At 63.2% G+C, this 21,077-nt stretch carries 20 protein-coding genes and 2 pseudogenes; 7 read left to right on the top strand and 15 right to left on the bottom strand.

Annotated features, from left to right (window positions below; all coding sequences use genetic code 11):
* Positions 1–54: 54 nt before the first annotated feature.
* Positions 55–383 (bottom strand): annotated as a pseudogene (locus PCJ49_RS14870) (IS3 family transposase); the annotation flags it as partial.
* A gap of 116 nt (positions 384–499) precedes the next feature.
* Here PCJ49_RS14870 and PCJ49_RS14865 point away from each other — a divergent pair.
* Together PCJ49_RS14865 and PCJ49_RS14860 are read left to right on the top strand one after the other, a co-directional pair.
* Positions 500–682, top strand: a pseudogene (locus PCJ49_RS14865) (calcium-binding protein); the annotation flags it as partial.
* A complete protein-coding gene (locus PCJ49_RS14860) occupies positions 671–1,024 on the top strand; it encodes a hypothetical protein (protein ID WP_269911661.1) in 354 nt (117 codons plus the stop codon). The pseudogene PCJ49_RS14865 and the gene PCJ49_RS14860, both read left to right, overlap by 12 nt.
* 165 nt (positions 1,025–1,189) lie before the next feature.
* Here PCJ49_RS14860 and PCJ49_RS14855 read toward each other — a convergent pair whose 3' ends face one another.
* The 4 genes from PCJ49_RS14855 to PCJ49_RS14840 all read right to left on the bottom strand — a co-directional run bounded on the left by PCJ49_RS14855 (position 1,190) and on the right by PCJ49_RS14840 (position 4,844).
* Complete coding sequence (locus PCJ49_RS14855) at positions 1,190–2,347, bottom strand: FAD-dependent oxidoreductase (RefSeq protein ID WP_269911597.1); 1,158 nt, start codon at positions 2,345–2,347, stop codon at positions 1,190–1,192.
* A gap of 16 nt (positions 2,348–2,363) precedes the next feature.
* The gene (locus tag PCJ49_RS14850; RefSeq protein ID WP_269911596.1) at positions 2,364–3,131 is read right to left on the bottom strand and encodes an SDR family NAD(P)-dependent oxidoreductase; all 768 of its coding nucleotides are present in this window, start codon (positions 3,129–3,131) and stop codon (positions 2,364–2,366) included.
* Positions 3,132–3,146: 15 nt separating this feature from the next.
* The gene (locus tag PCJ49_RS14845; RefSeq protein ID WP_269911595.1) at positions 3,147–3,491 is read right to left on the bottom strand and encodes a putative quinol monooxygenase; all 345 of its coding nucleotides are present in this window, start codon (positions 3,489–3,491) and stop codon (positions 3,147–3,149) included.
* A gap of 174 nt (positions 3,492–3,665) precedes the next feature.
* Positions 3,666–4,844, bottom strand: a complete 1,179-nt coding sequence (locus tag PCJ49_RS14840) for an SRPBCC family protein (protein WP_269911594.1) — start codon at positions 4,842–4,844, stop codon at positions 3,666–3,668.
* Between the two features lie 326 nt (positions 4,845–5,170).
* On the opposite strand from PCJ49_RS14840, the gene PCJ49_RS14835 reads away from it, so the two are divergent.
* The 3 genes from PCJ49_RS14835 to PCJ49_RS14825 are packed head-to-tail and all read left to right on the top strand — an operon-like array spanning position 5,171 to position 7,550.
* Positions 5,171–5,932 (top strand): SDR family NAD(P)-dependent oxidoreductase, encoded by a 762-nt coding sequence (locus PCJ49_RS14835; RefSeq protein WP_269911593.1) that lies wholly within the window; start codon positions 5,171–5,173, stop codon positions 5,930–5,932.
* Positions 5,933–5,944: 12 nt separating this feature from the next.
* Complete coding sequence (locus tag PCJ49_RS14830) at positions 5,945–6,754, top strand: SDR family oxidoreductase (RefSeq protein ID WP_269911592.1); 810 nt, start codon at positions 5,945–5,947, stop codon at positions 6,752–6,754.
* Positions 6,755–6,767: 13 nt separating this feature from the next.
* On the top strand, positions 6,768–7,550 hold the full coding sequence (locus tag PCJ49_RS14825; protein WP_269911591.1) for an SDR family oxidoreductase: 783 nt from the start codon (positions 6,768–6,770) through the stop codon (positions 7,548–7,550).
* 4 nt (positions 7,551–7,554) lie between these two features.
* Here PCJ49_RS14825 and PCJ49_RS14820 read toward each other — a convergent pair whose 3' ends face one another.
* From PCJ49_RS14820 to PCJ49_RS14810, 3 genes are all read right to left on the bottom strand, one after another.
* Positions 7,555–8,379, bottom strand: a complete 825-nt coding sequence (locus PCJ49_RS14820; RefSeq protein ID WP_269911590.1) for a ThuA domain-containing protein — start codon at positions 8,377–8,379, stop codon at positions 7,555–7,557.
* A 17-nt stretch (positions 8,380–8,396) separates the two neighbouring features.
* Positions 8,397–9,419: an NADP-dependent oxidoreductase gene (locus PCJ49_RS14815; RefSeq protein ID WP_089290542.1), complete on the bottom strand. Its 1,023-nt coding sequence runs from the start codon at positions 9,417–9,419 to the stop codon at positions 8,397–8,399.
* 64 nt (positions 9,420–9,483) lie between these two features.
* Positions 9,484–11,727, bottom strand: coding sequence for a TonB-dependent receptor (locus PCJ49_RS14810; protein ID WP_269911589.1), 2,244 nt, complete (start codon positions 11,725–11,727; stop codon positions 9,484–9,486).
* A 322-nt stretch (positions 11,728–12,049) separates the two neighbouring features.
* On the opposite strand from PCJ49_RS14810, the gene PCJ49_RS14805 reads away from it, so the two are divergent.
* Complete coding sequence (locus tag PCJ49_RS14805) at positions 12,050–12,499, top strand: nuclear transport factor 2 family protein (protein WP_269911588.1); 450 nt, start codon at positions 12,050–12,052, stop codon at positions 12,497–12,499.
* Between the two features lie 47 nt (positions 12,500–12,546).
* On the opposite strand, the gene PCJ49_RS14800 is transcribed toward PCJ49_RS14805, so the two are convergent.
* The 5 genes from PCJ49_RS14800 to PCJ49_RS14780 all read right to left on the bottom strand — a co-directional run bounded on the left by PCJ49_RS14800 (position 12,547) and on the right by PCJ49_RS14780 (position 18,894).
* Positions 12,547–13,860 (bottom strand): aromatic ring-hydroxylating dioxygenase subunit alpha, encoded by a 1,314-nt coding sequence (locus tag PCJ49_RS14800; protein ID WP_269911587.1) that lies wholly within the window; start codon positions 13,858–13,860, stop codon positions 12,547–12,549.
* Positions 13,861–14,173: 313 nt separating this feature from the next.
* Positions 14,174–14,953 (bottom strand): SDR family oxidoreductase, encoded by a 780-nt coding sequence (locus PCJ49_RS14795; RefSeq protein WP_269911586.1) that lies wholly within the window; start codon positions 14,951–14,953, stop codon positions 14,174–14,176.
* Positions 14,940–16,559, bottom strand: coding sequence for an AMP-binding protein (locus PCJ49_RS14790; RefSeq protein ID WP_269911585.1), 1,620 nt, complete (start codon positions 16,557–16,559; stop codon positions 14,940–14,942). Before PCJ49_RS14790 ends, PCJ49_RS14795 begins: the two co-directional genes overlap by 14 nt.
* Positions 16,559–17,680 carry an acyl-CoA dehydrogenase family protein gene (locus PCJ49_RS14785; protein WP_269911584.1) on the bottom strand — a complete coding sequence of 374 codons (1,122 nt, stop codon included), beginning with the start codon at positions 17,678–17,680 and terminating at the stop codon, positions 16,559–16,561. Before PCJ49_RS14785 ends, PCJ49_RS14790 begins: the two co-directional genes overlap by 1 nt.
* An 8-nt stretch (positions 17,681–17,688) precedes the next feature.
* A complete protein-coding gene (locus PCJ49_RS14780; protein ID WP_269911583.1) occupies positions 17,689–18,894 on the bottom strand; it encodes an acyl-CoA dehydrogenase family protein in 1,206 nt (401 codons plus the stop codon).
* Positions 18,895–19,075: 181 nt separating this feature from the next.
* On the opposite strand from PCJ49_RS14780, the gene PCJ49_RS14775 reads away from it, so the two are divergent.
* Positions 19,076–19,414 (top strand): Rieske 2Fe-2S domain-containing protein, encoded by a 339-nt coding sequence (locus PCJ49_RS14775; RefSeq protein ID WP_269911582.1) that lies wholly within the window; start codon positions 19,076–19,078, stop codon positions 19,412–19,414.
* A gap of 7 nt (positions 19,415–19,421) precedes the next feature.
* On the opposite strand, the gene PCJ49_RS14770 is transcribed toward PCJ49_RS14775, so the two are convergent.
* Both PCJ49_RS14770 and PCJ49_RS14765 read right to left on the bottom strand, forming a co-directional pair.
* Positions 19,422–20,180 (bottom strand): ThuA domain-containing protein, encoded by a 759-nt coding sequence (locus PCJ49_RS14770; RefSeq protein ID WP_269911581.1) that lies wholly within the window; start codon positions 20,178–20,180, stop codon positions 19,422–19,424.
* 19 nt (positions 20,181–20,199) lie between these two features.
* Entirely contained in the window at positions 20,200–20,961 is a 762-nt protein-coding gene (locus tag PCJ49_RS14765; protein WP_269911580.1) for an SDR family oxidoreductase, read from the bottom strand.
* Between the last annotated feature and the right edge of the window lie 116 nt (positions 20,962–21,077).

Below are 21,077 nucleotides of genomic sequence, written 5' to 3'. Positions count from 1 at the left end.
GCCGACGCGCCGCACATGCCGCTGGTATAATACCAACCCGCCGGATGGCAGCGCCCTCCAGATGAGTTCAGATTTCAGTGTCTTGAAGAACGTTTCCACCATTGCGTTGTCATAGCAATTTCCTTTGCCGCTCATGGAAATCTGCAGACCATGATTTTCAGGATTTTCTGATACTCTTCAGAACAATATTGGCTTCCTCTGTCCGAATGGTGGATCAAGCCGGGCTTTGGTCTGCGCGTGGCGATGGCGCGCTGCAAAGCTGTTATCGCCAGATCTTTCTTCATTCGGTCACTGACCGCCCAGCCGACCACCCGGCGGGAGTAGAGGTCAATGACCACGGCCCGATACAGCCAGCCTTCCGCCGTCCAAATGTACGAAATCACGCTTCAATTCTGCCGTGACCTTCCCCTGCTTAACTCGAACCATCAAAACCTCCATCAATCCCAAATTTTAGGATGATGGCTCTCCACTTTGCCAGGGCAAGTCCAATGCCGGGGATGATGTGCTGCATGGTGGTGCCGGTGATGATTGGTTGCTGGGCGGTGCCGACAATGACCTGATCGGTGGCGGTGAAGGCAATGATCGCGGCTTCGGTGGTACCGGCAACGATACTTTGTTCGGTGGGGACGGTCATGACTGGCTGTATGGTGGCAGCGGTGCCGATACCCTTTTGGCGGGCACGGGAGATGACACCGGCCTGGGGGATGGGAACGACCTGGACGTGGGCGGTACCGGGACCGACCTGATCTTTGCCGACGGTGGCAGGGACACGATCTGGGGCGGTGCAGGCCGTGACACCTTCGCCCTGGGCGCCACCTCTAGTGGTACGGTCATTGCCGATTTCGAAATCGGCATTGATCATCTGGCGCTCTACGATACCAGGGTAAATCTGGGTACTGTCATTGCCACGGCGCGCGTCGTGGAGGGCAGCACGCTGCTGGATATGGGGGATGGACAGATCGTCACCATCCTTGGCCGGACCGGCGATGTCGCCAGCTGGTTCTTGGTCCCTGGGGACGCATAAGCAATGGCCCCCCAGCCGCTATCTGGCAATTCCAGACGACGGCTGGGGGGGCAGGTCTGATCATAAAGTACACCGTACGCCTGAAGTCACGCTCTCTGTCACAGATCGCTCTTCTTGAGATGATATTTATGCTTCGTGTATTTATAGACGCGGCAGTCGCCGTCGCTATTCCCTTATCTGCTTCTTCATTTGCGCGAATTCTGCTGGCATATTGATACAATCTGCGGAAATCAACCTGCCCTCCCGGAAATAACGCAGGGCAAATTTCCGCTCTGCTGGGTTGCCGATCATCTCGATCTGATCCCATCCCATATTCAACCCGGCGCTTTGCAGCCGAAGGTCATATTGGTTGGACCAGAACCAGGGAACGGAGGGGCTGGGGGCCGGGGTGCCGCAAATCGTTGCAGCAGCAATACGGGCTTGCTCCATGGCGTTGGGGACTGATTCCAACCGCACCGGCCGATCTGTGTAGGGGGACGGAAAAAGGGCGCAGTCACCGACCGCCAGAATGGCAGGGTCATTGCTTGTGCAGGTGGCGTCAACACGCACCCCGTTGGGACAGTCGATCCCGGCTTCTGCCAGCGGTTCAATGTTCGGTGTGATGCCGATACCAGCAATGACGATATCGGCCGCCAATACCTCGCTGTCAGCCAGAACCACGCCGTTGATACGGCCGGCCACGGCCCTCAGCCCTGACAGTGCCGTTCCCAGCCGGATGGAAACCCCTTCGGCGCGGTGAATGTCGCGGTAGAAGTCGGAAATCGGTGGGGCTGTGACACGGGCCAGAAGGTGATCTTGTGCCTCCAGCACGGTGACATCGTGCCCCAGCCCCCGCAGTACGGCGGCTGTTTCCAGCCCGATATAGCCACCGCCCACCAGCACAACCCGTTTCATGCCGCCGGCCAGCGCATCCGACAGGGCGGCTACATCGTCAATCGTGCGGATGTAATGCAGACCGGCCGCATCTGCGCCCGGACAGGATAGCCGGCGGGCTCGGCCGCCGGCTGCCCATACCAGCCGTTCATAGGCGAGATGGCTGCCGTCAGCCAGGTGAACCCTTCCTGCGCTCCGATCCAGCGATAGAACCCGCACCCCGGTTCGCAGGTCAATTCCTTGAGAGCTGTAGAAATCCGGCTTGCGCAGTGTCAGTTGTGCCGCCGTCCGTTTCCCGGCAAGAAATTCCTTCGACAATGGTGGGCGTTCATAAGGGGTGTGCCTTTCGTCACCCAGCAGGATGACGGGTTTGCGATAGCCGCCCTGGCGCAGCGCCACAGCCACCTGCAGCCCCGCCTGCCCAGCGCCGACAATAATGGTTCCGGACATGTGATCTGTTTCCCCTTTAACGCGGTGCCATGCGGATGGCGCCATCCAGACGGATGGTCTCGCCATTGATCATGCTGTTGGCGATGATATGCAGGGCCAGGGCCGCATATTCATCCGGTTTGCCCAGGCGGGAGGGGAAGGGCACCTGTTTGCCCAGACTGTCCTGGGCATCCTGCGGCAGGCCCAGCAGCATCGGTGTCAGGAAGATGCCGGGCGCGATGGTGGCGACACGGATGCCGCTGCGCGCCAGTTCCCGCGCGGCGGGCAGGGTCAGGGCATGGACCCCACCCTTGGATGCGGCATAGGCGGCCTGGCCCACCTGCCCTTCGAACGCGGCGACGGAGGCGGTATTGATGATGACGCCGCGTTCACCATCATCAGTTACCGGGTCCAGTCCGGCCATGCCGGCGGCGGCCAGCCGCAGCATGTTGAAGCTGCCGATCAGGTTCACCTCAATCACGCGGCGGAACAGCTCCAGATCATGCGGACCGTCGCGGCCCAGGATCTTGGCCGGCGGGGCGATGCCGGCACAGTTGATGGCGATGCGGGCAGAGCCATGGCTGGCCGCCGCCTCTGCCACCGCCTGCGCGGCGCTGTCCGCGCTGGTGACGTCGCAGCGTATGGCGATACCGCCAATTTCCGCTGCCACCGCTGCCGCCGCATCCGGATTGATATCCAGCAGCGCCACCTTCACCCCACGCGCCGCCAGCGCGCGGGCGGTGGCCGCCCCCAGTCCGGACCCACCGCCGGAAATAAGGGCGGCTGTCTGTTCATTGATCTCCATGGCGTCTCCCCGGTTTCAGGCGGTAAAAAAATCGGCCCGTGCCTGACCCTGCGGATCATAGACAGGTTCCACCAGATCGACACGGTATTTGCGCGCGTCCGCCGCCGTCATGCCAGCCTTTTGCAGCAGCCCGACCATGGTGCTGTAGGCGGGGGCCGCGAAATGGGCGCGCAGGGCGGCCTCGTCGCGCCATTGCTCGAAGACATTTACCCGGGCGGGGTTCTTATGGTCGGCACCCCAGCTATATTCGACACAACCATCCTCGGCCAATGCCTCTTCAATCAAGGGATCGGCCTCGGCCAGGAATTGCGCGCGCAGAGCGGGGTCCACGTCCAGCGTGGCCATGATCACGATGGTCATGATTGCGGTCCTTGATGGATTTTATCATACCAAGGGGCATGGGATATGCCCCTTGGAGGCCGGCGACCGCCGGCCCGCGGGCACGTGCTCGCGCAAGCCCGAGCTGCCGGAGGCAGCGCCCGGCGATTGAGGGAACGGGTAAATACCAAGAGTCATGATCCATGGCTCTTGGTATCAGAGGCGGGGCGGCGGGGCAGCCGGATCATCGGTCAGATAATGATCGACCCAGCGGTGGAAATATTGGTTGCCGCGTTCATTGCGGCCAAAGGTGACATGGTCCAGCGCGCCGGATTCCAGCCCCTTCTGGATGGACAGGCCCAGCACATAATCTTCCTGGTTGGTCACATCGCCGAAGAAGCTGGCCATCATGGCCATCTTCTCCCGCTCCGCCTCGTCTGCCGGGGGGCGGGGGGTGGCATAGGTCAGGATGGTGCGGTTCTGTCCCGGCGTCGGCCCTGGCAGCAGCAGGGCGATCTGGGCGATTTCCGGCGCCACGAAGATCGACAGGTTGGGGAACAGGGTGCGGACGAAATCATAGCCATCATTCTGGTGCCGATGCCAGTCGGCCGGCGGCACATCGCGCAGCTTGCCGATGCTGCGCTGGGGGAAGCCGATGCGCAGATGCGGGCCGAACCCTTCGAAATGCATGATGTTGGAGAAGGTGCGCGGATGCACTGTCTCCGGATGGGCCGCCGCGAAATGATAGCCCTCCAGATAGCCATCATAGGCAATCTTCCAGTTGGCACCCTGGATATCCCGGTTGCCGCAGAAATGCCAACGGCCGAAATCCAGGCTTTCCAGATCGTCCAACATGCCGCCGAGATAGGATTTCACGTCCATCGCCAGCCCCGGTGTCAGGATGACGAAGATCATACCGGCCAGTTCCTGACAGGGGAGTTGTTTCAGCCGGTGGCAATCCTTCTCCACCTCCCCGAACTTAGCCTTTTCCGCCACGGCAAACAGCCGCCCGTCATTCTGGAAGGTCCAGGCGTGATAGGGGCAGACGAAACGGCTGGCCGTTCCCTGGCCGGCTTTGACCAGCGGTGCACCCCGATGGGTGCAGACATTCAGCATGGCGTGGACCTGCCCGTCGCGGTCGCGGGTGATCAGAACGGGGATGTCCATCACCTCCATCGCCTTGTAATCACCGGGGTTCGGCAGCTCGATCGACAGGGCCAGCATCAGCGGCAGCCGTTTGAAGATGCGCGCCATTTCAAGCTCAAAGCGGGCAGGGTCCAGATAGTCGCGGGCCGGCACCTTCAGGATGTCTGCGGCCTGATCGGTGGTTTGTGTCTCCACATAGGTGAGCATCGCTTCCACCGAGCGGTTGATCTGCTCCGCAAGCGCCGTCATCTCAACTCTCCCTATTGTGCAAAGCAGGTTGGCAGTGCGCGGACCAGGCCGCCCGAAAAACCACCTGCAATGATTTATGATTCATTCATCATCGTTATCATCCACGCCGGCCTTGTCAAGGCGGGTTTGATTGCGTTTCAGCGATTTTGCAGAAAAGCGAAAGGGCGGCCGGATGGCGCTTGACAGCCCCGGCCGGTTGGGTCGAAATAATGACTAATGAATCATAAATCGCATTAAGGTCGGTCAGGCGGGTTTGCTGGGCGGGGGGATTTTCCCCGTCCCTGGCCATGTCCGCCGACCGGCTGTTGCAAAACGGGAGGATTGAAATGGGTCGAATGCAGGGCAAGGTCGCCATTGTCACCGGTGCCGCTTCCAACCCCGGCCTGGGCTATGCCACGGCGTTGCGTCTGGCGGCCGAAGGGGCGCGGCTGGTGGTGACAGACCGGGAGGAGGCGGGGGCCGAGCTGTGCGCCGCCGCCATCCGGCAGGCGGGTGGGGCGGCCATCCATCTGCGCCATGATGTGGTGTCGGAGGAAGATTGGGCCCAGGTCATCAACGAGACCGAAAAGGCCTTCGGCCGGCTGGATGTGCTGGTCAACAATGCCGGCATCCACCTGACCAAAAGCCTGGATGACACCACGCCCAAGGAGTTCCAGCGGCAGTTGGATGTCAATCTGGTGGGTTCCTTCCTAGGGGTGAAGGCGGCCTTCCCGCTGCTGCGCCGGTCGGGGGCGGGATCGATCATCAATCTCTCTTCCATCGCCGGCACGCTGGGCATCCAGGGCCTGTCCGCCTATGCGGCGGCCAAGGGCGGGGTGCGGTCCATGACCAAGACCATCGCCATCGAAGGGGCCCCCGATCATATCCGCTGCAATTCCATCCATCCCGGCATGATCTGGACCAACATGATGATGCAGGCCTCTGTCAGCGCCGAAGCGGTGAAGGATGCGCTGCTGGCCGCCGTGCCGCTGCGGCGCATGGGGGAACCGGATGATATTGCCAATGCGGTGCTGTTCCTGGCCTCCGATGAAAGCCGGTATGTCACCGGCATCGAACTCTATGTCGATGGCGGCATGTGGGCGCAGTGATCGGGGGACAGCATGGTTGAGCGTGGATTGCAGGATGCCCGTACCCTGGTGACCGGTGCCCTGCGCGGGATCGGGCTGGCCACGGCGGTGCGGCTGGTGGCGGAAGGGGCGCAGGTGCTGGTGACCGACCTGTCCCCGCCCGATGATCCGCTGGTGGGGCAGGTGCTGGGCCGGCTGGGACCAGCCGCGACATACCTGCCCCTGGACGTCACCGCAGAGGCGGATTGGGAACGTGCGCGCGGCTGGGTGGAAAGCCGCTGGGGCAGCCTGGATGTGCTGGTCAATAATGCCGGAACCGATCTGGTGGGGCCGGTGGATCAGCTGGACCTGGCCGCCTGGCACCGGTTGATGCGCATCAATGTTGACAGCGTGTTCCTGGGCGTTCGCAGCTTCACGGCCGCTCTGGCGGCTGGTGGGGCCGGGCGGCGCGGCGGTGCCAGTGTGATCAATGTTGCCTCCATCATGGGGCTGGTCGGCTTTGCCGAGACTTCGGCCTATAATACCAGCAAGGGGGCGGTGCGCCTGTTCAGCAAGGCGGTCGCCATCGAATTTGCCCAGGCGGGCAAGCCTATCCGCGTCAATTCCATCCATCCCGGCTTTGTGGAAACGCCGCTGCTGCATATCGGGATGCAGCGCTGGGTCGATCAGGGCAAGGCGGCCCGGGCACAGGATCTGCTGGACGGGATCGCCGCCATGACGCCGGTGAAGCGTCTGGCCCAGCCGGAGGAAATTGCCGCCGCCATCGCCTTTCTGGCCAGCACCGACGCCAGTTATCTGACCGGCTCGGAACTGGTGGTGGATGGCGGCTGGACAGCGCAATAGGGGACAGCAGAGCATGAGCGACGAACTGAAAGGGGCCGTTGCCCTGGTGACCGGGGCGGGCGGCGGTATCGGCCGGGCCATCTGCACCGCCCTGTCGGCCGCCGGTGCGCATGTCGTGGCGGCCGACCGGCACTGGCCCGCCGCCGCCGCCCCGGTTGCCGGCGAACAGGTGGTGCTGGATGTCTGCGATCCGGATGGCTGGTCCCGGTTGATGCAGGATATCCGCCAGCGGCATGGGCGGCTGGATGTGCTGGTCAATAATGCCGGCATTTCACTGGTGGCCAGCATCGCGGAGACCAGCCTGGAGCAATGGCGCCGCTGTCAGGCGGTGAATGTGGAGGGAACGCTGCTGGGCATCCAGGCGGCCCTGCCATTGCTGCGCGATGCCGGGGCCGACCGTCCCGGCGGGGCCTCCATCATCAATATCTCCTCCGTCGGGGGCTTGCGCGGGGCACCATTCAACGCGGCCTATTGCACCTCCAAGGCTGCTGTGCTGATGCTCAGCAAATCGGCGGCGCTGGAATTTTGTGCGCTGGGCTATCCGATCCGGGTGAACTCCGTCCATCCGGGGGCGGTGGGCACCGCCATGATGCAGGATATCATCCACCGTTATGTGGAACTGGGGGCAATGGCATCGCTGGAACAGGCGACACAGGCGGTCAATGCCATGCACCCGATCGGCCGCCAAGCCACACCGGCGGAAATCGCCGCGGGGGTACTGTTCCTTGCCTCGCCGGCCTCCAGCTATATGGTCGGGTCGGAACTGGTGATTGATGGGGGCTATACCAGCCGGTGAGGGATCAGGGCGCGGCCGGAAAGTCCCGCGCCCATTCAGCCGCCGCCGGCCCGGTCAGCCATGTCACCGCATTGGCGATCAACCGGCGATAGGCGTGGTTGTTATAGGCTGAGGGGCCGTCCCCGCACTGAATATAGACCACGGGCGCGTTGCCCGCACGCTTGGCCCAGGCGATCAGATTGCTGCCCGGCGGATGCTGCCAGTCCTCATTGCAGAACATCCGCCCTTGCACGGCCAGATCGGCGGAATAGAAGTTCTCGCGGGTGAAGCCGTGGTCGCTGCGCAGCAGGGGCAGCTTGTCGCCTTCATCGATCTGAACCAGATACAGTTCATCGGTAATGTCAAAGCCGGTCCCCAGACCGGCCGTCACCGGATGGTCCGCCACCACCCGGATATGATGGTCAACATCATGGCGATAGCCACTGTCGTGCCGGCCGCGTGCCGGATCGGGGCTGTAATGAAACTGCCCGCCGATGATCTGGGCCCAGCGGTTCCAGGCCGGCCAGCCGGCCAGGGCGTGGTGCAGGAACAGCATTGGCTTTCCCTGTTCCAGCAATCGCTCCACGCCGTGTTTCATCAATGCCGGCGGTTCGACCTCCCGGACCGGCTGACCGGGATGGAACAGCAGGCCCGGCATATCATAGAAAACCAGACCGTCGAATTCGACCAGCCGCTCCGGCTCCATCAGATAGGGGGCGGCGGGATGTTCGACATGGGCCCAGGCAAAGCCGTCCAACGCATCGAACAGGGCGAAGAAAGCGGGCTGGTCGAACGGGTGGCCCCGCGTGACCAGCAGTATTTTCTTCGGCGCATCATACCGGATGACCATGCCTGCCACCCTTGGGTTCAGTTGGGCCAGTCCAATGCCAGCACGGTTTTCCCGACCGTTTCCCCCGCCATCAGGCGGCAGAAACTGTCCGGCGCGTGGGCGATGCCACGGGTGACATTCTCCAGCGCCACCAGCTTTCCATCTGCTGCCCATTGGTGCAGATCGTGCCGGGCCTGTGGCAGGCTGTCTGTGTGAGAGAACAGCAGAAAACCCCGCATGGTCAATTGCTTGGCCACCACCTGCCACAGATTGTGCACGGGCGTGGGGCTGGCTTGATTGTTATAGTCGGAAATCATGCCACAGCAGATGATGCGGCCGAAATCCCGCATGTTCGGCAGCAGCGCATCCAGGGTGCGCCCGCCGACATTATCGAAATAGACATCGACCCCGGTGGGGCAGGTATCGGCAATGGCGGCCCGCAGATCATCCACCGCGCGGTAATTGATGGCGGCGTGGAAGCCCAGCCGGTCGGTCAGGATCGCCGCCTTTTCCGCCGAACCGGCCAGCCCCACCACCCGGGCCCCGCGCAGCCGGGCGATTTGCCCCGCCACACTGCCCACCGCCCCGGCGGCGGCCGAGATGACCACGGTATCGCCCGCCTTGATCCGCCCGATATCATGCAGCCCGACATAGGCGGTCAATCCCGATGGTCCCAGCGCCCCGACATAATGCGACAGCGGGATGTCGGGGCTGACCGTCAGCCGTTCCAGCAGGATCGTCTCGGCCGACAGGATTGAATATTCTTCCCAATGGGTCAGGCCCCAGACGTAATCGCCGGGCGTGAACCCCGCCAGGTTGGATTGTTCCACCACACCCAGGGAGGGGCCGCGGATGACGCCGCCCAGGGGGATGGCCTGGAAGTAATTATCCTTGCCATCCAGCCAACCGCGAATGGCCGGCTCCATGGAGAAATAAAGGTTGCGCACCCGCATCTGGCCCGGCCCCGGTTCAGGAACCGGCGCTTCGATCAGGGCGAAATCATCCGGCTTGGGATGGCCCTGGGGATGGGCACGCAAGGTGATGCGTCGGTTGACATGCATGGAACGGGCTCCCCGCTTGCAAGAAAATATCCCGGCCAGCCGAGTGGGCTGGCCGGGGCCGGCATCAGAACTCGTACCCGAGCTGGATGCCGAAGGTCCGCGGCTCACGCCCGGAGGAGAAGGACCAGAGACCGGCGACGGTGAAGGCGGCGTTGGGGCCGCGATCATCGAACAGGTTGCGGCCATAGAGCGTGACCTTGGCCTTGTTGCCGCCGAGATCGAATTTCATCGTTGCCGAGGCATCGAACAGGTTCTGCGCGTCTGACCGCACGCGCGGATCGTTGGAGAGAACCTTGACATTGCCCGACGCATCCACCTGCGTCGGCCCCAGCGAAATCTGTTGATCATAGGGGGCGACGTAACGATAGCTGCCGCTGAAGACCAGATCGCCGGCATCCAGCGGCACCGTATATTCCGCCGTCAGGGAGCCGGTGACATCCGGTGAATAGATCATGTTCACGTCGGAATAATCGAACTTCACCAGCTTGCCGGCGGCATTGGGGGCGGTGGTGATGAAGCCGTCGAAATTGCTCTTTTGCAGACCCAACGAGGCCGTGACCTTGAAATCATGGGTGACGCGGGCCGTGACATCCAGTTCCAGCCCCTTGATCTTGGCCTTGCCGACATTGGTGACGATGGTTTCATTGCCGGTGCCGACGGTGGTGGGGATGGTGGTGTTCTGCTGCAGGTCGCTGTAATTGGACAGGTAGGCCGCCAGATTGACCTGCAGGCGGTTATTTAACAGCGCGCTTTTGAACCCCGCCTCGTAGCTGTCCACCGTTTCCGGGCCGAAGGGCGTGGTGGAGGAAAGCAGGGTCTGACCCCGGCTGGAGAAGCCGCCGGAACGATAGCCGCGCGACCAGGATGTATAGAGCATGTTGTTATCGTCCGGACGGTAATCCAGCACGATCTTGGGCGTGAATTTGCTGCCGCTATATTTTGAGTTGGGGTACTGGGCGGTGCCGATCCGGTTGATCTGCTGCTTCTGATCCTTCGTCCAGCGGCCACCGCCCGACAGGCGCCACTGGTCCGCGAACTTCCAATTGAAATCACCGAACAGGGCGTAGGATTTGGCGCGGCCGGTATTATACTGGTCAGCGCCCGGATTGACGGCGCCGAACAGCCGGGTCGCCTGGAACAGGTTGAACTTGCTTTCATAATAGAAGCCGCCGACCACATAGTCGAAACTGTCGGTCAGTTTGCCGGCACCCCGCAGTTCCTGGCTGAACTGCCAGTAATCCTGAATGCGGTTGGTATAGTAGAGATCGGCCGACGAGGCGTCGAAATCCTGCGTCTGCGCCTCGTCGGAGGTGCGGTAGCCGGTAACCGAGGTGAAATCGATCCCGTCCGTATCCAGGTTCATCTCCAGCGTTGCCGCCGGGGATTTATAGTTGGAATGGGCCGGGCTGTTGAAGACAGTGTACAGGTCATCCCTGGTATTGCGGTTGCATTCGCGCGCCGGCGCGAAGGAACAGAAGACCTCTCCGGTCTTGGAGATGTTGGAATTGACCGGATCGAAATCCTGCACCTGTTTTTCCAGGGTCAGCAGGGCTTCGAAATTCTCGGTCGGGGTCAGCAGGAAGCTGGCGCCGAAATTCTCGTTATTATTGCCGCCAACCCGCTTGCCGGTGATGCCGTTACGGTAATAGCCGTCACTTTCATTGTGGAAATAGAAGAACTTGGCGGCCAGCTTGTCCGGGATCAGGTTGGCGTTCAGGATGGCGCGTGTGGCCCAGGTATTGAACTTGCCATAGCTGACTTCCAGCTTGCCGCCATTCTCCCCCGTCGGGCGCGACCGGCGGATATTGATCACACCGCCGATGGTGTTGCGCCCGAACAGGGTGCCCTGCGGGCCGCGCAGCACCTCGATACTGTCAATATCGAAGAAATCCAGGAAGGCGCCGGTGCTGGTGCCGATGAAGATGCCATCCACGACGATGGCCACTGTCGGGTCAAAGGATTTCTCCACATCCGCAAAGGACAGGCCGCGGATGGAGACGTTGGCGGCGGCGGCACCGGAATTCTGCTGCGTGATCAACACATTGGGGGCCGACCCCATCAGGTCGCCGATATTCAGCGTCGCCTTGCTTTCCAACTGGGCGGGCGTGATGGCCGTGATGGCCAGCGGCGTCTCCTGCAGGGTTTCAGACCGGCGGCGGGCCGTGACGACAATTTCTTCCAGCGCGTCAACCTGGGTGCCGGATGCGTCCCCGGCGGCCTGCGCCAGGGCTGGCGGGGTGCTGGTGCCGGTCAGCACCAGGGCGGCAGCCGCCAGCAGGGTAGAACGCAAGGTGGGTGCGCAAGCCATGATCGATATCCTCCCTGTGGATGTCTTTTTTTGTGGGCTTGTTTGCAGCGACTCTTTGGGCGGGGCACCGGTTCCGGTGTGGCAGGCGCTTTGTGCATTCCCGCTTGGAATGATGATTTGTGAGTCATTAATCACTATATTCGTGCCCTGAACCGGCGTCAATCCACCTTCGCTTTTTCACCGCTGAATTCCCCGTCACCATAGGGTGAATTTAGAGTGGCGAATGGCGTGCCGGATGGCCGTCGGCGGGGCTTGACAGAAGGGTGAGGGTCCGCGTTAATGACTAACGAATCATAAATCATAACGATGGTTGTTGGGGGGCATGGTGCCCACCCGTTGCCATCCCTTCATGGAGGAACAGGTGACCCATACAGACGCAGCCGCCCGCAATCTGGCCACCACAGAGGCGCTCTATGCCGCCACAGCCACCGGAAATTGGCCTCTGGCCGAAACCATGCTGTGCGAGGATCTGGTGATTACCGAGGCCGAGACACTGCCCTTTGCCGGCACCTATACCGGCAAGGGGGCGCTGCGCGACCTGTATGCCAAGGTGCTGGGCACTTCGCTGGGCCAGGCCACCATCGCGGTGAAGAACAAGATGGCCGCCGGCAACAACGTCGTCTATCTGCTGGAACTGGTGCCACCGACCGGCGATCCGCTGGAACTGGTGGAAGTGTTTCATTTCGCCGATGACGGGCGTGTGTCTTTGATCAAGCCCTATTACTACAACAGTGCTGCCGTCACGGCCGCTGTCGCCGCTGCCCGTGGCTGAATGAAGCGGGGCGGCCCATCCGGTGCCGCCCCGCTTTGTTGAACCGGTCAATCCGCCAGATATTTATCCAACGTGGCGTGCAGGTGCCGCACGCGGATTTCCTGGTAATTGCCCAATTGCACCTCGCCATTCTTGGAACATTTCAGCCCGTCCTGGACGAAGGGCAGGTTTTCCATATCCTGCTGAAACACATCGCCCAGCACGCCCAGTTCCTTGGCATCGGTCCAAGGCTGGTCCGGCCCCAGGAAGTTCATTTCCACCGGCGGCGGTTTGGGCGCATCGGCCGGCAGGCGGACCAGGATACGCACCTCCATCAGCGTCTTGTCCTGATCGGGCCAGGGGCGCCAGCGATAGACGATATTGGGCATGAACCCGCCCCAGGGCGCGAAATTGGGGAAGACATTATAGACAAAGGCGTCCAGCAACTCGGCATCGGTCACATGGCTGTGATCATAGCCGCTGTCGGCCTGGTACTTCTCCCGATTGGCGGCGGCCATGGCGCGCCGCGCACTCATGCCGTCCGGCACCTGCACCGACATGTCGGTACCGCCGGCCCGGCCATTATATTTCAGGAATTCATCCACGATCCATTGCTGGGGTTTGCCCGTGGGATCGATATGCGGGGACATGACGGCAAAGGGCGTCAGCGCCGCATTCACATGGTCGCCATACGTGCTGTACTGGGTATTGGCATCGCCCGTGAAGGGCAGGATCTGGGGGTGTGTTTCGATCGTGTGCCAGGCCTCCATGAAGGCTTCGGCCACGGCCTTCCAATTGGCATTCACCACCTTGCCAACCCAGATGACGGTCGTGCATTCCTCATGCCGCCAGCGTTGGAAGAAGTCGGGCAGGGGGGCCAGATACTCTTCCAGGCTGGGGCCTTCTGCCGCTTCGCGGATGAAGATGTACCCCGCCCAGCGGCCGACCTGCGCCTCTGGCAGGGCCATCTTCTCCTCCTTCAGGTGTGGGAAGTCCCAGCGGCAGGGGATGTTCTTCAAACTGCCGTTGGTGTTCCAGGAAAAGCCGTGGAAGGGGCATTTGAACTCCGCCGCCGATCCGCTTTCCAGCCGCAGCTTGCGCCCGCGATGCAGGCAGACATTATGAAAGGCGCGGACGGAACCGTCGGGCTGACGGGTCACCAGATAGGAACGGCCGGCATTCTCATAGAGCGCGAAATCGCCGGGTTCGGGGAGGTCCTCCTCCCGTGCCGCGAACTGCCAGACGCGGGGCCACATCTTGTCCAGTTCGCGGCGGAAGAATTCCGGGCTGGTATAGCGCTCGGCCTTCAGCGGCTCGCTGCCCATATAGTGGTAATTTTCCTGGCGCAGAAAGTCGGGCACGGGCCGCGTGTCCGTATCCATCAGGTCGTTCCACGACGTGCCGGGGCAACGGGCCTCGCCGGGTTTGGGTTGGGACGCAAGATCATCTGGCACGGCAACCTCCCTGAACCTGTTTGATTTGTTTGACTGCGTGGGTCTCGGTGACTGACCGGAAAGTTTTATGGTGTTTCAATGTTTCACACGATTTGACTTTCAGTATCACCGTCACCCCGGCGAAGGCCGGGGTCCAGAATCACAGGCACCTTGCTCTCCGAAACTGGACCCCGGCCTTCGCCGGGGTGACGGTGAGGATACAGTAATGTGTTGATAATAAACAAAAACTCCAGACAGACCCTCAAACCCCGACCAGCCCCGCCGTCGTGCCGCCATCGGCCACCAGTTCGGCGCCATTGATCAACGACGCGTCGGCGCTGGCCAGGAAACTGACCAGGGCCGCCACCTCTTCCACCCGGCCCAGCCGGCCCAGGGGGGAGATATTGCCCAGATAGGCCAGCGAGGCATCAGGATCGGGCGTATCGGCCACGGCGCGGCGGATGATCGGCGTATCGATGATGCCCGGATGCACGGAGTTGCAGCGGATATTGGTCCGGGTCCGCGCACAATGCACCGCCACCGACTTGGCCAGCAGCCGCACCGCCCCCTTGGAGGTGGTGTAGGCGATGTTGCCGGGCAGGCCCACCAGACCATTGATCGACGAATTGATGATGATCGACCCGCCCGACCCGCCGGGATTGGCCTTCATCGCGGCGATGGCGTGCTGACAGGTCAGCATCGTGCCGGTGACATTGACGGACAGGATACGGTTCCAGGCGGCCATGCCGATGGTTTCGATGCTGCCATCCCCCGTCTCGATCCCGGCATTGGCAAAGGCAATGTCCAGCCGGCCGAACCGGTCCGCAATGGCCTGCATCAGGGCGGGCCAGGCGGCCTCGTCCGTTACATCATGGGCGTGGAAATGCGCACCGGTTTCCTGGCACACCGCTTCCGCCGCCACCGCGTTGGAGCCGGTGAAGATCACTTGCGCGCCATCATCCGTCAGGCGGCGGACCGCCGCCGCGCCGATGCCGGCGGTGCCGCCGGTGACCAGGGCCACCTTGCCATCAAGCCTTGCCACTCTCGCCTCCCTGTTCTGCCGCGATCTGTGCCGCGATGCGTTGGCGCAAAAGATCCTTGCGCACCTTGCCCGATGCCGTGCGGGGCAGGTCGGTCACCAGCTCCACCCGTTCGGGGAATTTCTGCCGTGCCAGCCCGGCGGCGGCAACATGGTGGGTGATGCTGGCCAGATCGGGCTGTTCGCCGGGCTGCGGCACAACATAGACACACACGGTTTCCCCCAGCCTTGCGTGCGGCATGGACACGGCCGCCACCTCCTGCACGGCCGGGTGCCGGTGCAGCACATCCTCGATATCCTTGGCCGACAGGTTCTCCCCGCCCCGGATGATCAGGTCTTTCTTGCGGCCGGTGATGACAATGGCGCCGGCTGGCGTCAGGTGGCCGATATCGCCGGTGCGGAAATAACCATCGGCATCCATGGCCTCCCGCGTCTGCCCTTCATCGGCATAACCCCTGAACAGGGAGGGGCCGCGCACCAGGATTTCCCCATCCTGGCCCCGGTCCAACGCCCGCCCCTCCTCATCCACGATGCGGATGTCATAATCAATGACCTTGCCGTCGGTGGCGGCGGCCATTTCCCGCTCATCCGCCCCCATGCAGCCCTGGGTGATCAGCGGGGCTTCGGTGCTGCCATAGACGCGGAAGGCGCGGCCCCGCTCAAACAGGGCATTGGCGCGGCGGATCAGGTCCGGCGGCACAGCCGCCCCGCCACAGGCGAAGATTTTCAAGGAGGGCAGGCGGGAGCCGGCGCGTTCCGCCGCTTCCAGCAATTCCTGGAGGAAAGGCGTGGCGCCGATGGTGATATTCACCCCATGCCGGTCGATTAGGGCCACCGCTTCATCCGCGTTCCAGCGTTCCATGAACAGGGTGCGCGTGCCATCGGTGAAGGGCAGCTCAATCCCGTTCGAATAGCCGGTAATATGGGTGACGGGCGATGGCATCAGCATCAGATCGCCGGGCTGGAGCCCCCAGTATCCCATGAAAATATGCGAGACGCGGGCGATGGAGCGATGGTCATGCATCACCGCCTTGGGCCGGCCCGTCGTGCCGGACGTGTACATGACCAGTTTCAGCGCATCGGGGGCCACGGTCGGCCAGTCGATCCGCCGGCCCCGCCCCGTCTGCATCAACCCTTCCAGTGTCAGCGCCGCCGTGCCCGCCCGCACCTGCACCACATGGCGCAGGTCGGGCAGCGCGGGGCGCAGCGCCGCCAGCATGGCCGTGTAGTCGAAGCCGCGATAGGTATCGGGGATGAAGATCAGCCGGCTTTTGCAGTCAGCCAGGATCAGCCCGACCTCCGCCCCGCGATAAATCGGCACGATGGGGTTGCAGACCAGGCCCAGCAGGCCGGCGGCCATATCCACCAGCACCGCCTCCATCCAGTTGGGCAATTGGAAGCTGATCACATCGCCGGGGCGCAGGCCCAGATCCCACAGGCCCACTGCCAGGGCTTCGGCATCCGTCAGCAGGCTGGCATAGGTGCCGGGATGCTGATCCTGGTTCAGGAAGGCGACGGTATCGGGTGCGCGCTCGGCATGGTGGCGGGCCAGCACGGCCAGGGGCTGCGCCGTCCAAAGGGTGGGTGCAGGGTCCAGCGCCGTCACCATCAGGCCTTCTCCCCATCAATGCCGGCAGCCGTCCAGCCGCCCAACCGGTCCAGATGCCAGCCGGCCGCGCCGAACAGCGTTTCCAGCAGCATCAGACGCCGATAGTAATGCCCGATGACATACTCTTCTGTCATGCCAATCCCGCCATGCAACTGTATGGATTGTTCGCCGATCAGGCGGGCGGCGGCGGCGTTGCGGGCCTTGGCGGCGGCGGTCAGGACGGGTGTTTCCGGGGCGCCAATGCTGGCCGCCCCGATGGCGGCCCAGGTGATGGCGGCGGCCTCTTGCGCGGCCAGCGTCATATCCACCATCCGGTGCTGCAGCACCTGAAAGCTGCCGATGCTGGTGCCGAATTGGGTGCGGGTTTTCAGATAGTCCAGGGTCAGGCGGTTTGCCGCCTGCATGGCGCCCACCGCCTCGGCACAGACGGCCAGGGCCGCCATCTGGTTCAGCCGATCCAACAAAGCCGCGTCCCCCCCCGGCAGCCGGTCCGCCTCCGCCACCTGCACCCTGTCCAGCGTCAGGTCGGAGACGGGCCGGTCATCGATGCTGCGCGCAGGGGCCAGGGTAACGCCGGGGGCCGTGGGGGACAGCAGGAACAGGGCCGGCTGTCCCGCCCGTTCCGCCTTGACGATGATCCGGTCTGCGGCAGCGCCGTAGAGCACGAAGCCACGCCGGCCGGACAGGCGGTAGCCGTCGCCGGTTGCCTCTGCGATCACGGGTGCTTCATCCTGGGCGGCGTTGTCCTGGGCGAAGGCCAGGATGGCCCGCCCCTCTGCGATGGCGGGCAGCCATTCCGCCTGCTGCGCCGCGCTGCCGCCGCCCGCCAGGGCACCCGCCGCCTGCACCAGCGTGGGCAGCAGCGGTTCCATCAGCAGGCCGTGACCGGCGGCGCGCATCAGCACGGCCAGTTCCGCCAGCCCGCCGCCGGACCCGCCCTGTTCCTCGGCAATGGCGATGCCCAGCCAGCCCAGCTCAGCGTATGTCGCCCATTCCGTGCGGCCGAAACCGTCATCGGATGTCAGGATGGCCGCGCGGCGGTCCGGGCCATAGGCATCCGCAACGAAGCGGTTGATGCTGTCGGCCAGCAGGCTGCGGTCTTCTTGGGTGAATGCCGACATGATGCTCCCTAGAGGCCGAGCACGGCCTTCGCCAGGATGTTGCGTTGGATCTCGTTGGCCCCGCCATAAATGGTGGTGGCCCGGTCATGCAGATGTTCGCGGATCATGCCGGGCGCACCGGGCAGCCCGACCGGCGGCGTCTGCCAGCCCGGTTCCAGCCCCTCCGTCTGATAGACCAGCCCCTTCACGGCCAGCGCATCGACCATGGCACCCGTGATGCCCTGGATCAGTTCCGATCCCATGATCTTCAGGGCGGAAACCTCCAGCCCGGGGGTGGAGCCGGCCTCCGCGGCGGCCAGATATTCGTTGCACACGGCCTCCAGCGCCAGCAGGCGGGCCCGCAACTCCCCCAGCCGCCGCCGCCAGTGCGGATCATCCGACAGGGGGCGGCCGCCATCACGGATATCGGCGAGCGTCTGGCGCAATTGCTGCAATAAGCGGGTGGATTTCCCCACCTCCGCCCCCAGCAGCCGTTCATTGTTCAGCAGGAACTTGGCATAGGTCCAGCCGCGCCCTTCCTCCCCCACCAGATTTTCGGCCGGCACCCGGACATCATCCAGGAACACCTCGTTCAGGTGGTGGCATTTATCGATGCTGATGATGGGGCGGACGGTAACGCCCGGCGTTTTCATGTCGATCAGCAGGAAGGAAATGCCGTTCTGCGGCTTGCCGTCGCTGGACGTGCGGACCAGGGTGAACATCATGTCGGCCCATTGCGCCATGGTGGTCCAGGTCTTCTGGCCATTCACGACATAATGGTCGCCATCGCGCACGGCCCGCGTCTTGATATTGGCCAGATCGGACCCGGCGCCGGGTTCGGAATAGCCCTGGCACCACCAGGTATCGGTGCTGCGGATGCCGGGCAGGTACCGATCCTTCTGTGCCTGGCTGCCAAAGGTGTAGATGACCGGCCCGGCATAGCACACGCCAAACGGGGTCAGCCAGGGGGCGCCGGCCTTGCTGGTTTCATCATCGAAAATGGCGCGTTGCAAAGGCGTCCAGTCCTGCCCGCCATATTGGCGCGGCCAATGACCGACGATCCAGCCCTTGTCGAACAGAATCTTCTGCCAGCGCACATAATCCGATTTAACCAGATGCTGGCCCGCCAGCACCTTGTCACGGATATCGCGGGGCAGGTGCGTGGCGCAGAATTGCTGCACATCCGCCCGGAACGCCTGGATGGCCGGGTCGCGCATGAGGTCGATCCCCAACATGGCCTTCCTCCAGTTATTGTTATGATTGATGAGTCATAAATCAGGTTAGATCGGGTGGCGGGCGTCGTCAATGGTTGCGAACAGCGACGGGGGAATTTTTATGTTGACTGATGAATCAAGGGTCAATCATCATTCCGCCTGTAACCCCTTGTCCCGTGCCGCGCCTGTGCAGGATGGTGCCATGTCTGTTGAAAATGCCGTTGCCGATCTGACCTATCACGACCTGCTGTCCGCCGATGATCTGCCCCTGGGGCAGATGCGGCTTTTCACCCTGGCGGGGGAGGAGGTGTTGGTGTGCCATGCGGCGGGCGGCTTTTTTGCCGTGCGCAACCGCTGCCCGCACGCGGAATCCCCGCTGGTGGGCGGGCGGTTGCGGCAGAACAGCATTTCCTGCCCGCTGCATGGCGCCCGCTTTGATCTGGCCAGCGGTGGCGCGCTGGGCGGCACCGGCTACCGCCCGCTGACCTGCTTCCCGGTGAGGGTGGAGAGCGGGCGGGTGCTGGTGGGGGTGAAAGGGTAGGCGGCGGTTAGAACGCCGCCCCCATCGCATCGCGCCCCGTGGCCCAGCGGATGCCCCGGCGCAGCAGCTCATAGAAAACCGGGCTTTGCCAGGAACAGCGCTCGTTATGGGGATATTCCTCCATCAACGGGCGCAAATCATGTTTGCCCCGGCAATGGCCCAGCACCAGATACAGCACCTGTCCCGGCCCATGGTCGCGCAGATACAGCACGGGATGGTCGGCCTCCGGCCAATCCTCCTGCACGAAGGGGGCGCAATTGCCGCCCCAGCGTGTGTGCAGCAGGGTGCGGTTGCCGGGGCTGACACTGCCCAGATACAGCTCATCCTCCACCCAGAAATTCTTCAGGCCACGGGTCAGCGGATGGGCGCTGTCCGTCACCTGGATTTCATAGCGGCAGATGGGCGGATGGGCACGGAACTGGCTGCCCAGCATGTCCGACAGGTCGGCATCCAGATCGGGGCAATCGATGCGCCCATCGTCGAGAAATTTGATCACCGAGTTGGTGCCGTGCAGGGCGAACCATTTGCCGCCCTTGGCCAGAAACCGGCGCAAGCCTGCCTGCTGTTCGGCCGTGGGCACAACGTCGCAGGTATAGGTGACCAGCACATCCGCCGCTTCGATCTCATCAATGCGGCTATAATCCGGCCCGACCTCCACCCTGATATCCTCATGCTCGGCCAGCAGCTTCAACAGCTCCAACCGGGCGAAATTGATGTCGTGATATTTGCCGCCGGCCACCAGATAGACGTCGATCCTGCTGGACATGTTTTCCCTCCCGCCGTGCTCAAAGCTGAACCCGCTTGGTGTAGCCGCCATCCACCACCAGATTGACGCCGGTGACCCAGCTTGCCGCCGGGCTGGACAGGAAGGTGACGCAGTTAGCTACTTCCTCTGGCGTGCCCAGCCGGCCCGACGGTTGGGCGGCGACGGTGGCGGCATACAGGTCGGGTGCGCCTTCCCTGATGCCTTCCCAGGCGCCGCCGGGAAATTCGATAGGGCCGGGGGAGACGACATTGACCCGGATGCCGCGCGGCAACAGCGTTTGCGAAAGCTGCTTGGCATGGACGATCAAGGCACCTTTCATGGCGTTATAGGCCATGGGCGCCATGAAGGTTTCCACGGCCGCCGTCGTGCCGGTGATGGTGATCGCCCCCTGGCCGGAGGCTTCCAGCGCCGGCAGGGCGGCATCAATGGCGCGCAGCGTGCCCAGCACGTCGATCTGATAGGCGTCGTGCCAGCTTTGCTCCCCGTTCAGGCTGCCGCCGGCCGACACGTTGGGGATCAGGATATCGATGCCGCCCAGGGCATCGGCCATCTGGGCGACCCAGTTCTTGACCGAATCCGCATCGGCCGCATCCATGGCCGCCCCCACCACCTTCACGCCCAGGCCCGACAGGTCGGCGATGGCAGCATCCACCTCATCCGCCTTGCGCGCACCAATGGCGATGGCGCAGCCCTCCCGCGCCAGCGCCTCGGCAATGCGGCGGCCGATGCCGCGTGTGGAACCGGTGATCAGCGCCCGGCGACCGCTCAACCGAAGGTCCATCGGAACTCCTCCCGTTTATCGATTGTTTGTGGTGGGGCAGGGTAAGGCCCCCAGCGGAATTGACAAGCACCCGCCTTCATCGTCATTATCATGACTGATGAATCAAAAGTCAACGC

Origin of the sequence: Niveispirillum sp. BGYR6 (assembly GCF_027568365.1) — a bacterium.
Classification (GTDB): domain Bacteria; phylum Pseudomonadota; class Alphaproteobacteria; order Azospirillales; family Azospirillaceae; genus Niveispirillum.
Note: the sequence above shows the minus strand (reverse complement) of the source record. Positions and strands in the feature narration are given on the sequence as shown.

What these genes read in the sequence shown, in the direction of transcription:
- PCJ49_RS14855 (WP_269911597.1), bottom strand. Translation starts at nt 2,347, where the DNA reads ATGTCCGGAACCATTATTGTCGGCGCTGGGCAGGCGGGGCTGCAGGTG.
- PCJ49_RS14850 (WP_269911596.1), bottom strand. Translation starts at nt 3,131, where the DNA reads ATGGAGATCAATGAACAGACAGCCGCCCTTATTTCCGGCGGTGGGTCC.
- PCJ49_RS14845 (WP_269911595.1), bottom strand. Translation starts at nt 3,491, where the DNA reads ATGACCATCGTGATCATGGCCACGCTGGACGTGGACCCCGCTCTGCGC.
- PCJ49_RS14840 (WP_269911594.1), bottom strand. Translation starts at nt 4,844, where the DNA reads ATGACGGCGCTTGCGGAGCAGATCAACCGCTCGGTGGAAGCGATGCTC.
- PCJ49_RS14835 (WP_269911593.1), top strand. Translation starts at nt 5,171, where the DNA reads ATGGGTCGAATGCAGGGCAAGGTCGCCATTGTCACCGGTGCCGCTTCC.
- PCJ49_RS14830 (WP_269911592.1), top strand. Translation starts at nt 5,945, where the DNA reads ATGGTTGAGCGTGGATTGCAGGATGCCCGTACCCTGGTGACCGGTGCC.
- PCJ49_RS14825 (WP_269911591.1), top strand. Translation starts at nt 6,768, where the DNA reads ATGAGCGACGAACTGAAAGGGGCCGTTGCCCTGGTGACCGGGGCGGGC.
- PCJ49_RS14820 (WP_269911590.1), bottom strand. Translation starts at nt 8,379, where the DNA reads ATGGTCATCCGGTATGATGCGCCGAAGAAAATACTGCTGGTCACGCGG.
- PCJ49_RS14815 (WP_089290542.1), bottom strand. Translation starts at nt 9,419, where the DNA reads ATGCATGTCAACCGACGCATCACCTTGCGTGCCCATCCCCAGGGCCAT.
- PCJ49_RS14810 (WP_269911589.1), bottom strand. Translation starts at nt 11,727, where the DNA reads ATGGCTTGCGCACCCACCTTGCGTTCTACCCTGCTGGCGGCTGCCGCC.
- PCJ49_RS14805 (WP_269911588.1), top strand. Translation starts at nt 12,050, where the DNA reads ATGGTGCCCACCCGTTGCCATCCCTTCATGGAGGAACAGGTGACCCAT.
- PCJ49_RS14800 (WP_269911587.1), bottom strand. Translation starts at nt 13,860, where the DNA reads ATGGATACGGACACGCGGCCCGTGCCCGACTTTCTGCGCCAGGAAAAT.
- PCJ49_RS14790 (WP_269911585.1), bottom strand. Translation starts at nt 16,559, where the DNA reads ATGGTGACGGCGCTGGACCCTGCACCCACCCTTTGGACGGCGCAGCCC.
- PCJ49_RS14785 (WP_269911584.1), bottom strand. Translation starts at nt 17,680, where the DNA reads ATGTCGGCATTCACCCAAGAAGACCGCAGCCTGCTGGCCGACAGCATC.
- PCJ49_RS14780 (WP_269911583.1), bottom strand. Translation starts at nt 18,894, where the DNA reads ATGTTGGGGATCGACCTCATGCGCGACCCGGCCATCCAGGCGTTCCGG.
- PCJ49_RS14775 (WP_269911582.1), top strand. Translation starts at nt 19,076, where the DNA reads ATGTCTGTTGAAAATGCCGTTGCCGATCTGACCTATCACGACCTGCTG.
- PCJ49_RS14770 (WP_269911581.1), bottom strand. Translation starts at nt 20,180, where the DNA reads ATGTCCAGCAGGATCGACGTCTATCTGGTGGCCGGCGGCAAATATCAC.
- PCJ49_RS14765 (WP_269911580.1), bottom strand. Translation starts at nt 20,961, where the DNA reads ATGGACCTTCGGTTGAGCGGTCGCCGGGCGCTGATCACCGGTTCCACA.